The organism is Streptomyces sp. NPDC090032, assembly GCF_044748025.1.
GTDB lineage: Bacteria > Actinomycetota > Actinomycetes > Streptomycetales > Streptomycetaceae > Streptomyces.
Genome location: NZ_JBIVFF010000029.1, coordinates 1 through 12,892, shown reverse-complemented (window position 1 = coordinate 12,892; position 12,892 = coordinate 1). Strand labels below are relative to the sequence as shown.

Sequence of the window (12,892 nt, the reverse complement as noted above, 5' to 3'; positions counted from 1 at the left end):
CCTGACCGGCCCCACAGAAAGCTCGGCCGACTGGCCACCAGAACACGGACGTTTGGCGGGAGGCGTTCCGGCAGGAGGGAGGCGATGCTGGTGCCCGCGCCGCCGGGCATCCGGGATGTCGGTCGCCCCCGTCGAGGGGGAAGGGGGGTGGACCCGGGCATAACCGGATAACCCGCTTCCTCTTACTCATCCTGCTTGCGATAGCAACTTGACCAACTTTAAAGATTCTATATTTTCGGTCGACGGGCGCACCGCGACGACCAACAACCAGGGCACGACGCTCGGTGAAGGCTTTGACATCACCCCGTCGTACATCGAGCGGCAGTACGGCTCGTGCGATGAGGACGGCCAGGACGAGAAGTACGACCTGTGCTGGAAGTATGAGAACGCCTCCATCGTCCTCAACGGCAGCGCCACCGAGCTGGTCAAGGATGACACCAGCGGTGAGTGGCGGCTGAAGAACGACGACGCCTCCAAGGTCGTGCGGCACACCGGCGCCGACAACGGTGATGACAACGGCGAGTACTGGACTGTCACCACCGGTGACGGCACCGTCTTCACGTTCGGCCTGAACAAGCTGCTCGGCGCGGGTACCGCCGACCGCACCAAGTCGGTCTGGACCGTACCGGTATTCGGCGACGACGAGGGCGAGCCCGGCTACGCGGACGGCACCAGCTTCTCGGGGCGGGACAAGAAGCAGGCCTGGCGCTGGAACCTCGACCTCGTCGAGGACCCGCACGGCAACGCGTCCACGTACTGGTATGAGGACGAGGGCAACTACTACGACAAGCTGAGCGACGACACCACCGGCACCGCCTACACCCGTGGCGGATACCTGAAGGAGATCCGCTACGGCCAGCGCGCCGGCGCCCTGTTCTCCGCGACACCCGCCGCCTCCGACAGGGTGATGTTCACCTACGCCGAGCGTTGCCTAGCGGCCGGCACCGGCTGTGACGCACTGACCGAGGACAAGCGGGACAACTGGCCCGACGTGCCGTACGACGCCCTGTGCAAGGAGGGCGACAAGTGCACGGGCAACGCCGGACCTTCGTTCTTCACGCGCAAGCGGATGACCGGTGTCACCACCTACGCCTGGGACGCGGCGGCCTCAACGCCCGCATACGCCCCGATCGACACCTGGTCGTTCAAGCAGTTGTACCTGGACCCGGGTGACACCGGTGACTCCAACGACCAGTCGCTGTGGCTTGATGAGATCAGGCACACCGGCAAGCGTGGCACCGATCTCGCCATGGACCCGGTGAAGTTCACGCACATCTTCTTGCCCAACCGGGTCGACGGCGCCTCGGACGACATCCTCTCGTTCGAGAAGCCCCGTCTGAAGACCATCACGTCCGAGGCAGGCGCGCAGACGATCGTCTCGTACATGGAGGCCGATTGCGTGTACGGGCAGACGATGCCCGACCCGGACGAGAACACCAAGCGCTGCTACCCGGTGAAGTGGTCGCCGAACGGCGAGCAGGAGCCGATCCTCGACTGGTTCCAGAAGTACCCGGTCAGCGCGGTCTCCACAACCGACCCCTTCGGTGGCGCCGAAGCGGTCCAGCACAGCTACCAGTACGCGGGCGGCGGCGCCTGGCACTACAACGACGACCCGCTGACCCCCGCCAAGGAGCGCACCTGGTCGATCTGGCGCGGGTTCGAGAAGGTCACGCATCTCACGGGTGCGAGCAACACCACGCAGAACAAGACCGTGACGGTCTACCTGCGCGGCATGAACGGCGACCGGGTCCTCGGCTCAGACGGCAAGACACCCGACCCCGACAAGCGCAGGACCGCGAAGGTCACCGGCATCAAGGCCGTTGAGATCACCGACTCCGACCAGTACGCCAGCTTCGTGCGCGAGACGGTGACGTACGACGGCACTGCCGAGGTCTCCGGCACGATCGCCGACCCGTGGTCCAAGCGCACCGCCACCAGCACAAGTCGTACGCGGACATCGAGGCGTACTACACGCGCACCGGGGCCACGCACGAGCGCACCAACGTCACCTCGAGCGGCACGGCCAAGGACCGGGTCCACACCGTCGTCACCACGCACGACGACTTCGGCATGCCGGAGACCGTCGAGGACCGCGGCGACGACGCGGTCTCCGGCGACGAGACCTGCACCCGCACCTGGTACGCGCGAAACGCCGACAAGGGACTCAATGCCCTTGTCTCACGCACTCGCAAGGTGGCCAAGCCGTGTTCGGTGGCGGACTCCGCCCTCGATCTGCCAGCGGACTCGACGCGCCCCGGTGACGTGGTCGAGGACACCGCGATCGTCTACGACGACGCGGCCACCACCTGGAGCGCCACGCAGAAGCCGACCAGGGAAAACCCCTCGTGGACGGGACGGGCGAAGTCGTACACGGGCTCCACCCCCGCTTGGCAGAAGGTGAGCAGCACCACCTTCGATGCGATGGGCCGCGCACGGGTTGTCCAGAACACCGACGACACCGTCACCAGCACCACGAGCTACACCCCGGCGGCGACCGGTCCGCTGACCGCCACCGCCGCCGAGGACGCGAAAAAGTACCGGACCACCACCACGGTGGACATCGGGACGGGTGCGGCCATGAAGGTGACCGATCCCAACGGGAAGATCACCGAGTCCGAGAGCGACAGCCTCGGTCGGCTCACCAAGGTCTGGCTACCCAACCGCTCCCGGGCGCTCGGCAAGACACCGAACCAAACCTACGAGTACAAGGTCACCAACTCGGCTATGCCGTACGTCGCCACGAGCACGATCAAGGGCGACGGCTCCGGCTACAACACCACCTACGAGATCTTCGACTCCCTGCTGCGCACACGCCAGACGCAGTCGCCGACCCCGGTCGGCGGACGGCTGATCGGGCAGACCCTGTACGACTCGCGGGGCCTCGCGGTCACCAAGCAGGCGGACATCTGGGACGAGAAGGCGGCGCCTTCCGGCACCGCGGTGCAGGTCGACGGCGGCCAGGCGCCGCAGCAGGCCGACACCGAGTACGACGGCGCAGGCAGGTCGGTCAAGGAGACCACCAAGACCCACGGCGCCGTCCGCTGGTCCATCCAGACCACATACACCGGTGACACCGCGGCCACCACCGCACCCGGTGGCGGTCAGGCTACGGCCGTGGTGACCGACGTGTTTGGCCGGACGAGTGAGCGGCGCGAGTACGGTGGCACGAAGCCGGAAGGAGGCCGATGGTTCCTACGTCATGAATGACCCGCTGCACCGGGGCCCGTACATCAAGGTCCAGCAGGGCAAGGGCAAGCCGACCCGCATTCCGCTGGCTGGCAATCCGACTCTGGACTGAGCTGAAGGGAGACATCCGGTGAAGGACTGGGAAGACGACGAGTACTGCCTCTATGTCAACGGAGGCGAAGGATCGGACCTCTGGAGTCTGCTGGCAGACTGGTCCGACAGCGAGGACGAACAGGAGCGGCTGCGGCACATCCCGCGCTTCGCCCGGCTGATCCGCTGCTGGCAGCCGCTCGGCTTCATCAAGGTGTTCCGGTCGGACGAATGGCCGGCCGACCACACCGGTCAGGAGATCTGCGGACAGGAGTTGGACGACCTCCTCGCGGATCCCAACAGCTGGACATACACCGAGGAGCCGACCCGCTGGATCTGCGTGGCCTCCGGCGACCGCGATATCCAGGAGCTCGAAGAAGGCATGTGCGATCAGGGGGCTGTGATCACCGCCTCCTGAGATAGGGAGCCCCGGCCGAGAGAATCGGCCGGGGCTCTCGCAATTTGATCGGCGTCAGGCACAGGATCAGCCGGAACCCCAGGTCACTCAAGTCGTGGCCTGGAGCCTTCTGCTGATTGGTGGTGTGGGAACTGCCTGAGTGCCGATTCGTGCCGGAGTTGTCCATGCGGTCAGGGCCGGATGGATGCGGGGGACGGCAGGCAGTTCTGGATCAGCCGCCGGGTCGCCTTACGCTGTGCCGTCGCTGAATCCCGAAGTGACGAGTTCAAGGCCAAGGGCATCAAGTTCAACCTGGACGCCTTGGAGTCGGATTTCGCGGTGGGTGGTGCTGGTGTGATCGGCGTGCAGCATTCGCACGGCCGCCGTCACCTCTCGTAGCGGTCGGGCATCGCGTGGTAGAACTCCTGGGCGCGCGTGGCCTCGCAGTCGTCGCAGCAGAACCGGATGAGGTCGGTACGGGCCGGGTGCTCCTGTTGCGCGGAGCGGCGGACGCTGCGGAACTCGGGCTCCATCGGTCGCGAGCACAGCGGGCAGGGGTTCACGTAATTCCCCAGGTCCTCGACCGGTTGCGTGCTCTCGCGCTGTCCGGCGTCTGAGCCGTCACCCGGTTGCCCGCAGGCCCATCGCGCTGCCCGGCCGACCGCGTCCCGGGTGGAGCAGGCACCGATCACTCGGACCGCCCGTCACTGGTCCTACTCGGCTCGGGGTTGGCTGAGGTGGGCGAGAATGCCTGGGCCTGGCTCCGGGGTGATGTCGTGTGCGGTGACATCGGCTCCACACGTGTCGCAGGTGAGCTGCGTGTGGGCCTCACCGGTGCAGTCGCGGTGGCGGTAGTGCGCGGGCGGCCCGTCGGGGGCCATGTAGGTGTCGCCCCAGTCCTTGATCGCCATGAGGATTGGGTAGATGTCGTGGCCCTTCCGGGTCAGCCGGTATTGCGGGTGGTCGCCGTCGGTCGCCTGCTGCCGAGCCAGGATGCCGTGCTCGACCAGCCGTCCCAGGCGGTCCTGCAGTCGACTCCGGGAGATACCCAGCGCGCTCTGGAACTCGTTGAACCGGCGGACACCGGCGAACGAGGCTTTCAGGACCAGCAGCGTCCAACGGTCACCGAGGACCACCAGCGGGCGCGTGATCGAGCACGGCAGGTCAGCGAGGTCTTCGTAGCGCACGCTGCGACTCTACCCGGGCAGTTCCAAAACGAGACCGACTTCGGCTAGTGTCCAGTCTCGAAACGAGACCACATCGGTGGAGGCGTCCCCCTTGAACCCGACCAGCACCGGCCCCGACCTGCACGAGGCGCTGAGCCGGATCCTCGCCGGCCGGTTCACCTGCCGTCAGTTCCAACCCGGCCCGGTTCCCCGGGAGACCATCGACCAGTTGCTGCAGCTGGCCCAGCGCACCCCGTCCTGGTGCAACACCCAGCCGTGGCAGCTGCACATCACCGAAGGTGCTGCGACGGAGCGCCTTCGCACCGAGCTTCTGGCCCACGTCCAGAGCCACTCGGACTCGCCCGACTTCCCATTCCCCACCCAGTACACCGGCGCCTACCGGCAACGCCGACGCGAATGCGGCCTCCAGCTGTACGGCAGCCTCGGCATCGCCAAGGGCGACCACGAGCGGACCCTGCGACAACTCCTGCGCAACTTCGAGCTTTTCGACGCGCCGCACGTCGCGATCATCACCACCGAGGCCGACCTCGGCGTCTACGGTGCCGTCGACTGCGGCCTCTACATCAACACATTCCTGCTCGCCGCACACAGCCTCGCCCTGGCCGCAGCGCCACAAGCTGCCCTCGCCTCCTATGCCGGCTTCCTCCGCGACCACTTCGACATCCCCGACCACCGGCGCGTGGTGGCGGGCATCTCCTTCGGCTACCCCGACCTCGACCACCCGGTCAACTCGTTTCGCACCAACCGCGAAGGGCCGGAGAACGCCGTCACCTGGCACACCGGCTGAGACCGCACACGGAGCAGGCCCGGGGGAGTTGCTCGCGACCGCCGTCCCCATGGGGAATCGTGACCGGGAGGGTGGGGAATTACGTGACCATCAACCGGCCGGGGGCGGGGATTTGCCTGACCGTCCCCAGAGGGGCACCCCTCTCGTTTTACGGCTCCGGCACGCCTGAATAGAGAGCCTCACGCGCCAGAGCCGTGAAGGTGCTGATCTCGTCGTGGAGTTCGGCGCTCGCGTCGTCGACCGTGAGGCGCGGGGTCACGCCGCGCTCTCGGAGCGCATACAAGATCAAGGCGGCGACCTCAGCATCAAGCAACTCAGTTCCGCTCTGTCGCTGTCCGATCTCTCGCCTGGCCAATTCCAACAGTCTGTGGACGTGCATTGCGCTGGTTCGGATCTGGGCCAACTCTGAGAGATCCGGGCGCTGCTCTCGCACCATTTGGATGCCCAGATGAGTTGGCACGGCAGAGTCCAGCCTCACGGACATTGGGCCTGCGACGATCTGATTGGTTGCCCGCATGTCTTCGCGCTGTTGGTCCGTCCACATATCGATGCGCATGCGGTTCCACTTGCGATACGTGGGAACATCGGGGAACTCCACGTCCTCGTCGGGGCGGATTGCGAAGGCGAAGGCCCACCAGTCTGCGGTTGGTCGCCACAGTGCGCTGACCTCCTCAAGGGCGTAGCGCAGCCGCTCCAACTCCATTCTGACAAGGTCGTGGTAGGCAGCCAGGCGCCCCCAGGTAGCTGCGATCTCGGCCGAACGCTCATGAATACCCAGGGCTCCGGATCCGGCGTGCAGTACGTTCCAGGCCCCTTCACTGACGCCTTCCGGGCCCTCCAGAGCCACGAAAGCCAAGGCCGTTTCTACACGCTTGATGGCCTGGGCTGTGGCTTCCGCGTCCATCACGTTGGCATCCAAGTGATGGTGCAGTTCATTGGCCTCTTTGAGGAATGCTCCATAGGCCGCGCGCCGGGCGGTCTGGACCTCTACCTGCTTCGTCGTGGCAACCTGAGCGTGGACGCCTTCAAGCGCCGCCCGAGCGGCAACCGTTGCCGCCCGATCTGCCGCTTTGGACTGCATGCGCGAACCAAGCAATGCCCCCACGGCACCGATACCGACTCCGACGAGGCCAGTGACAGCGGTGAGCTGTTCAGGAGTCACACTCGCCCCCGCGGTAAAAGCGATAGAACACCCACACGGTACCCGTCGGGACAGATCCTCCTACCGCAGACCCCTCATACGGGGCACGGGATCGTCTCCTGATGTGTTGTCAGTGGTGGGTGCTTTACATGGCGCTCGGCGGGATGCTTGTTGTCCTCAACGCGGGCTCTGTGGCCTGAGGAGGGTGGCGGGTGACCGGATTCGAACCGGTGTCCTCGCGGTTTTGGAGACCGCGCGCGTCGACCACTGCGCTACACCTGCCAGCAGGGATCCTACAGATCGATCAGTGAACTGAAACCGTCAGCAGCGGGTCACGCACTGGGCGGCGTACGAGAGCCAACTCGCGCCTGTCGTCGCTCGCCGGGCGGGCGACCCACCGGCGGTGATGGGACGCTCCCGTCATCGTCCAGAGCCCACCGAGCGTGGGCCATGAAGCGACCTAGCGCGTCGTTAAGTGCGGAGGTTGCGTCGAGGCGCCGCGTGATCCGATCTTCGTGTTCGTCGGCGCCGTGAACATAGAAGATGGCTAGCGAGGCAGCAGCATCCCACGCCTCACGGGCACGAGCGAGCAACGTTTCGCCTTGGCGTGCCACCAAGCGGGCCCCTCCACGAAGACGCGGGCGCAGAGGTCCGCTGGCGTGTCGAGCTTCTCCGGGTCCGGGAAGCCCTCAGTGGGCTCATCCGGGAATGCGCGGCTGCCGTTGAACGCGTCGAGCTGCCTGCCCATATTCTGCGCATGCGCGACGACATCGGAGTATGCCTTGCTGCGCGGCTCGCGACGTTCTCGCAGATGCTCGAATCGGAGCTGGCGATTGGACTGCCTTTCCTGCGAGTTGGTGGACCACCACGAGGTGAGGACGGCCGATCCGCCAGTACCGAGTGCTCCCACCCGCCGCCAAGAACAGCCGCCAACCCTGCATCCATGTGACCAGTCTGGCTGACAGTAATGGAGTTCGTGCGTGGATGGGTGGCACTGTCAGCCGGTCGCTCTGCCGGCACTAAGGCGGTCATGCGGCGCGCCTCCTCGTCACAGTGGTCGGGCAGATGGGCGTGTGGTCGGCGCCGCAGGCGATGAACCACAACTCGCACCACATGGCAGCGAGTTCGACATCGGGATCTGGCGGGTGAAGACAGCCGGGGCCGTGCGCCTGGCCGTAGGAGCGCTCGGCGGGATGCTCATGGTGCTCGACGCCGGCCGCGTCGGCTGAGTTCGCGCGCCTCCTGCTGTTCCCTTGTGGTGGGACGGCGGGGCCGGTCAGTCGTCGGGCGTGGACTGGACGAGGGCTAGCGGAATTGCGTCACAGGGAGGGGGGATTCGGAGTCTGTCGAGGTGCCCCATCTCCTGACTCTGCGCCCTCAGCTGCTGAAGCTGCTGCTGCGGCTGCCGCTGCAGCCTGCTCGTATTTCCGCCCCAGCGGGGACCGTGACAAGGACAACTTGAGGCTGAGCCGAAGTATGCGACCCACGGTTGTTCGGCTTTTCGCGAGCGTCACCAATAGCGGGTCCAGGGCGATCATGAAGATCGGCCCAAAGGCACTTACGAGGAGCATGACGAAGCCCAGGGTGGCAGTCCCTGTGACCCGCTCTGCCAGGATCGGGGCTGCTGGGCGCTCTGTGGTGGCGAGCCACTGGATCAGCTTGACTTCCATGTACACGTGGGCCACGGCTACGAGGCCCCATACCAGCGCAAACAGAATCTCGAAAGATGCCCAGAGCTGTTCACCGGGCTGCGCAGCATCATCGCTCGTGTGGAGGGATGGAGTTGAACTCGGACCCTCAACCTCGGCTCCTGGGTAGACGGCGGCCAAGATCTCGGCAGTGGCTTGCTGGTGTTTGGGCGCTGCCGCTTCGACATACATCTTGGAGAGTTTCAGCATCTCCGCGCCGCCCAGCAGCAGAATGATCGGGATTACGGTGACCATCGCCCCCGCGAAGTCCCCGGTCATCTTGAAGTCGCCCACTGCGCCCCCTTGTTCTTCGGGTGAAGCACCGTAGCGGATCTCTACGTCTGCGTGTACCCGGCATTGAGACCCTGGATCGAGCTGCCTTCCCGCCCGAACAGGGCCCGCTCCTACGGGTCATGTGGTGATGAGCCCCCCCTCCGTCCAGATCCGTCCGCACCCCGCGCAGTGTGCGGCCGGCGACCGGCCTTCCCCGCAGGGGCGATGCCTTCTCAGGCTGTCAGTCGGAGCATGGCAGTCGCGTAATGGGGTCGTGACCTGTAGTGATCGACTGCGGCGGCAATGTTGCTCCAGCCTGTTTGGCGCATCAGTGCGATGGCGAGGTCGCGCAGGGTCGCCATGGTGCGGGGTGCGGTGCCGATGGTGCGGGGTGGGGTGGGGTGCGGTGCCGATGGTGCGGGGTGCGGTGCCGATGCTGCGGGGTGCGGTGCGTACTAGCGAGGCATCCTCGCCGAACGTGACGTCTCGGATGTGGTGCAGGCCTCAACTGACCGGTGATCCGGAACGAGTTCGGCGAGTTGTGGCGGCCCGGCCTGCTCGGGCGGCAGGCTGGTGACCGCGTAGACGGTCTTCGTCTCGACCTTGCTGGTCTTGCGGTGGGTGCGACGGCGCTTGATCTCCATTGCCTGGACAGCGTGCGGGAAGAGCAGGCAGGGACGGAGGGTGCAGACTTTCAGACGCGGACCTCGCGGCGGCTGTGCCCGGCCCCGATGGTGCGGGCCAGCAGCGGAATTTGACGCCAGGGCAGGTGCCGCAGCTGCTTACGCAGCTTCTTCTGGTTCCTCTTGACCACCAGGAGGTAGTGACAGCCGGCGGCGATGACTTGCTCGGCGTGGGCGCGCTGAGTGTGCATCGCATCGGCGGTGACGACGCCGCGCAGTCGATCCGGTCCAGCAGCGGAGCGAAGGCGGGGATTTCGTTGCTCTTCGCGGCTACCTGGCGCTGGGCGATCACGGTCTGGCATGCATGGAGCACAGCGGCGAGCAGGGGGATGGCTTGGCCGTCGGTGCGGGACCCGCGCACGGTCTTGCCGTCGACGGCCAGACCGACCAGCGTGTCGCCGGGTTCGTCGACCGGATCGGTGGCGTACCGGGGCGAGCCAGGCACCCACGGCGTCGTCGAGCGCGTCGCCGTGCAGGCGGGCCAGGAGCCTTCCCAGCGTGGAGGCGTTCGGCGTGCTGGAGGTCAGTCCGCATTGTTCACGCAGGTCGGACTCGGTGTCGGCAGCGAAGCAAGCGATGGCGGCCAGGGACGTAGCTCTGCCGAGGACGGCGACCGGGCACAGCGCAAGCAGGGAGCCCAGGCGGTAGCAGCGGCCCCGGACACGGCGCGGATCGGGTATCTGCCTCAGCGCCTCGGCCAAAGACGTGAACTGCTGTGGTTCGGGTTCCGGGCAGGCGGAATCGATGTCCGTGCAATGTCCGTGCAGTGGTTCTGTAGGACACCGATCAGGGAGGACGGCACGGCGGACGCGACCCCTGTTCGTGATCAAAGGCTTCGACAACCTTGATCATCAAGGGTCACGCCTCTCGCTGCCGAACTGGGTTGACCAACCAGGCCCGCGCGTACTTCTCTGCCAGGTTCCGCGTGTTGAGCAGCGCTGCTCAACGTCTCGGTCGCGCCGAAGACAGAGCCCCGCACCGAACTCTCGGAGAGGAACTGACCGGTTTTGGCTCTGCGCATCGGACGTGGCCATCGCAGGCCATGTGCTATCGGTCTTGTGGGTCGATGCGGTGGCCTACCAAGATGGCGGCGGTGCCGCTTGCTGTGGCGTCGAGAGGTCAGACGCGGAGCAGGTCGGTTGAGACCGTCCAGAGGCGCTCGGCGGTGGCGGAATCGAGCGCCCATTCCTTGACACCGTGCGGGTGCTGCGCGAGGTCGGCGCCATTCGTCACGATGTACGCCTCTTGTGAATCGTCGAGGTAGTGGCCTCCGGAATGCGCGAACTGCGGGGCGACGGCCGCAACGATGCTGGTGGCCGCCCCCTGCTCGACCGTTTTGTACGTGAAGACTCCGGCAGCTTCGGCCGCATCGAGCGACTCCTTCTGTTGCGTTGTGAAGTTCCGCTGCAGTCCCGTCTCGACACCGCCGGGGTTCACGGCATTGGCGATGATGCCTTCGGATGCCCAGAGGCGACTTGCCTCGACGGCGAATAGAGAGTTCGCCGTCTTCGACTGGGCGTAGGCAACCTGCGGATCGTAGCTGCGACGCTCGAAGTGGAGATCGTCGAAGTCGATGCCGGCACGCATGTGCGCCGTCGAACTGACCGAGACGATCCGTGCCCCGGCGCGGTCGGCCGCTCCCAGGGCCAGGGCGTCATGAAGGCCGACGGCGAGGGCGAAGTGGCCAAGATGGTTCGTCGCGAATTGCAGCTCCCAGCCCTCACGTGTGCGTTCGAGGCCACCAGTGACCACGCCCGCATTGTTGATCAGCAGATGCAGCGGGCCGTCCCACGCGTCAACGAAACGCGTGACGATGGTCCTGTCGGCGAGGTCGAGCCGGACGACTCGGGGCCGTATTCCTCCAGTCGACTTCTCGATCGTTTCAGCGACGGCGTCCCCCACCGTCGTGTTCCGGACAGCGAGGGTCACCTCCGCCCCGGCAGCGGTCAACGCGCGAGCCGTCTCGATCCCGATTCCGGAGGAAGCCCCCGTCACGATCGCGCGGATGCCCGTGAGGTCGACACCCCGCAGTACCTCATCGGCGGTGCTGGAAGCGGTGAAGGGCGTGGAGATGGGTTCGCGGGTAGTCATGGCGGCGACTATACGTACTAGCCTTGATTTGTATAGCGCGACTCTCGCTCGTATGCTCGGGTCTCATGGACAGTCCCGCCGCCAGCCACCTGCCGTCGACAGTCGCCGACACCGACCGTCGAACCATGGTTCTGGACTCCGCCATGGTCACATTCGCGCGATTCGGTTACCGCAAGACCTCGATGGAAGAGGTGGCGCGGGCGGCGGACATTTCCCGGCCCGGGCTCTACTTCCTCTTCTCCTCGAAGGAGAGCCTGTTCCGCGCCGCCGTCACCCAGGCATTGGAACGCGACATCACAGCGGTCGAGCACGCCCTGGCCGACACCGGCCGACCTCTTGCAGAGCGCCTCCTCGATGCGTTCGACCAGTGGGCGGGCCGCTACATCGGCCCGCTGACACGCGATGTGGCGGTGGTCATCGAGGGCAACCCGGGCCTCCTAGGAGAGATCGTCGAGACCGCGCCGCAACGTTTCGAGCAACTGATCACAGCTGCGATCTCCGTCGAGGCAGAACAAACGGCTGCCCGCCAAGTCGCCCAGACGATGATCAGCGCGTCGACCGGCCTCAAACACCAGGCCGCATCACGGGACTTCTACCTCGAACGACTGGAGATCGCCATCGATCTCCTGGTGCGCTGAAGACGCTTACCGAAGCCGCATGCGAAGCCCCGGCCGAACCGCCAGGTCCACCCGCCCGGCCAGAACTGGCACCGAGCCCCCGCCACCCGACGATCCTCCGGCATCCGGAACGTACGTCGAACCGGCACCCCTCCAACGTGTTCGATCCGCTTCAACACATCGACCGAACAGGGAACAGCTCATCTCGCCGACTGAGAGGGCGTTAAGTCCGATCTTCCTCGGTTCGTGATCGCTCGATCGTGGGACTGATCGTCGCGCGGGGCATTCGGTCGGCATGTTCATGCTGAGATGCGGGCGTGAAAAGAGATCCGTACCCGGGCGACTTAGCGGACGAGCAGTGGGCGTTGATCGAGCCGATGATCACGGCCTGGAAGCAGGACCGGGTGAAGCGGTCGGCGACCGGAGATCCGGGGTCCTGTGACCTGCGGGAGGTCGTGAACGCGATCTTCTATCAGAACCGGACGGGCTGCCAATGGCGCTACCTTCCGCATGATCTGCCGTGCTGGTCAGCGGTGTTCTACTACTTCGGCCTGTGGCGCCAGGACGGGCTTGACCAGCGCATCCAGGAACTTCTGCGCTGCCAGGTGCGGGAGAGAACGAAGCGATTAGAGGACCCGTCCCTCGTGATCATCGACGCCCAGTCGGTCCGCGCGGCCGCGGGTGTCCCCAAGGTCACGACGGGACTGGACGCCAACAAGAAGGTGTCGGGCCGCAAGCGAGGGCTGGCCGTC

Annotated in this window: 12 protein-coding genes, 1 tRNA gene and 2 pseudogenes; 6 read left to right on the top strand and 9 right to left on the bottom strand. The window is 66.0% G+C overall.

All coding sequences use genetic code 11. The features are described 5' to 3' along the window. Positions 1–235 precede the first annotated feature (235 nt). Positions 236–3,180: pseudogene (locus ACIPWY_RS39700) on the top strand (RHS repeat-associated core domain-containing protein); the annotation flags it as partial. A 136-nt stretch (positions 3,181–3,316) separates the two neighbouring features. After that, positions 3,317–3,694, top strand: coding sequence for a hypothetical protein (locus tag ACIPWY_RS39695; protein WP_393705926.1), 378 nt, complete (start codon positions 3,317–3,319; stop codon positions 3,692–3,694). A 365-nt stretch (positions 3,695–4,059) separates the two neighbouring features. Here ACIPWY_RS39695 and ACIPWY_RS39690 read toward each other — a convergent pair whose 3' ends face one another. Together ACIPWY_RS39690 and ACIPWY_RS39685 are read right to left on the bottom strand one after the other, a co-directional pair. Further along, positions 4,060–4,206, bottom strand: a complete 147-nt coding sequence (locus tag ACIPWY_RS39690) for a hypothetical protein (RefSeq protein WP_393705925.1) — start codon at positions 4,204–4,206, stop codon at positions 4,060–4,062. 180 nt (positions 4,207–4,386) lie between these two features. Further along, the gene (locus tag ACIPWY_RS39685; protein ID WP_401537023.1) at positions 4,387–4,860 is read right to left on the bottom strand and encodes a winged helix-turn-helix transcriptional regulator; all 474 of its coding nucleotides are present in this window, start codon (positions 4,858–4,860) and stop codon (positions 4,387–4,389) included. Between the two features lie 91 nt (positions 4,861–4,951). Here ACIPWY_RS39685 and ACIPWY_RS39680 point away from each other — a divergent pair, with 91 nt between their 5' ends. Continuing rightward, a complete protein-coding gene (locus ACIPWY_RS39680; RefSeq protein ID WP_393705923.1) occupies positions 4,952–5,647 on the top strand; it encodes a nitroreductase family protein in 696 nt (231 codons plus the stop codon). A 148-nt stretch (positions 5,648–5,795) separates the two neighbouring features. Here the strand turns inward: ACIPWY_RS39680 and ACIPWY_RS39675 are convergent, their stop codons facing one another. Beyond that, positions 5,796–6,809 (bottom strand): hypothetical protein, encoded by a 1,014-nt coding sequence (locus ACIPWY_RS39675; protein WP_393705922.1) that lies wholly within the window; start codon positions 6,807–6,809, stop codon positions 5,796–5,798. Positions 6,810–6,994: 185 nt separating this feature from the next. After that, positions 6,995–7,071: transfer RNA gene (locus ACIPWY_RS39670), tRNA-Trp, on the bottom strand. Between the two features lie 790 nt (positions 7,072–7,861). Here ACIPWY_RS39670 and ACIPWY_RS39665 point away from each other — a divergent pair. After that, positions 7,862–8,017 (top strand): hypothetical protein, encoded by a 156-nt coding sequence (locus ACIPWY_RS39665; protein WP_393705921.1) that lies wholly within the window; start codon positions 7,862–7,864, stop codon positions 8,015–8,017. A 90-nt stretch (positions 8,018–8,107) separates the two neighbouring features. Here ACIPWY_RS39665 and ACIPWY_RS39660 read toward each other — a convergent pair whose 3' ends face one another. From ACIPWY_RS39660 to ACIPWY_RS39640, 5 genes and pseudogenes are all read right to left on the bottom strand, one after another. Next, positions 8,108–8,770: a hypothetical protein gene (locus tag ACIPWY_RS39660; RefSeq protein ID WP_401537020.1), complete on the bottom strand. Its 663-nt coding sequence runs from the start codon at positions 8,768–8,770 to the stop codon at positions 8,108–8,110. A 434-nt stretch (positions 8,771–9,204) separates the two neighbouring features. Further along, complete coding sequence (locus tag ACIPWY_RS39655; RefSeq protein ID WP_401537018.1) at positions 9,205–9,393, bottom strand: hypothetical protein; 189 nt, start codon at positions 9,391–9,393, stop codon at positions 9,205–9,207. A 50-nt stretch (positions 9,394–9,443) separates the two neighbouring features. After that, positions 9,444–9,623: a hypothetical protein gene (locus ACIPWY_RS39650; RefSeq protein WP_401537035.1), complete on the bottom strand. Its 180-nt coding sequence runs from the start codon at positions 9,621–9,623 to the stop codon at positions 9,444–9,446. A 303-nt stretch (positions 9,624–9,926) separates the two neighbouring features. After that, positions 9,927–10,133 (bottom strand): annotated as a pseudogene (locus ACIPWY_RS39645) (transposase family protein); the annotation flags it as partial. Between the two features lie 418 nt (positions 10,134–10,551). After that, positions 10,552–11,523, bottom strand: a complete 972-nt coding sequence (locus ACIPWY_RS39640; RefSeq protein ID WP_401537016.1) for an SDR family NAD(P)-dependent oxidoreductase — start codon at positions 11,521–11,523, stop codon at positions 10,552–10,554. A 65-nt stretch (positions 11,524–11,588) separates the two neighbouring features. On the opposite strand from ACIPWY_RS39640, the gene ACIPWY_RS39635 reads away from it, so the two are divergent. After that, positions 11,589–12,161 (top strand): TetR/AcrR family transcriptional regulator, encoded by a 573-nt coding sequence (locus ACIPWY_RS39635; RefSeq protein ID WP_401537014.1) that lies wholly within the window; start codon positions 11,589–11,591, stop codon positions 12,159–12,161. A 296-nt stretch (positions 12,162–12,457) separates the two neighbouring features. After that, positions 12,458–12,892, top strand: a 435-nt coding sequence (locus tag ACIPWY_RS39630) for a transposase (protein WP_401537012.1), incomplete at its 3' end; no start/stop codon positions are given.

Bases quoted from the DNA above. Each gene is read 5' to 3' on its own strand.
- ACIPWY_RS39690 (WP_393705925.1), bottom strand. From the start codon at position 4,206: ATGGAGCCCGAGTTCCGCAGCGTCCGCCGCTCCGCGCAACAGGAGCAC.
- ACIPWY_RS39655 (WP_401537018.1), bottom strand. From the start codon at position 9,393: ATGGAGATCAAGCGCCGTCGCACCCACCGCAAGACCAGCAAGGTCGAG.
- ACIPWY_RS39650 (WP_401537035.1), bottom strand. From the start codon at position 9,623: ATGCACACTCAGCGCGCCCACGCCGAGCAAGTCATCGCCGCCGGCTGT.
- ACIPWY_RS39640 (WP_401537016.1), bottom strand. From the start codon at position 11,523: ATGACTACCCGCGAACCCATCTCCACGCCCTTCACCGCTTCCAGCACC.
- ACIPWY_RS39635 (WP_401537014.1), top strand. From the start codon at position 11,589: ATGGACAGTCCCGCCGCCAGCCACCTGCCGTCGACAGTCGCCGACACC.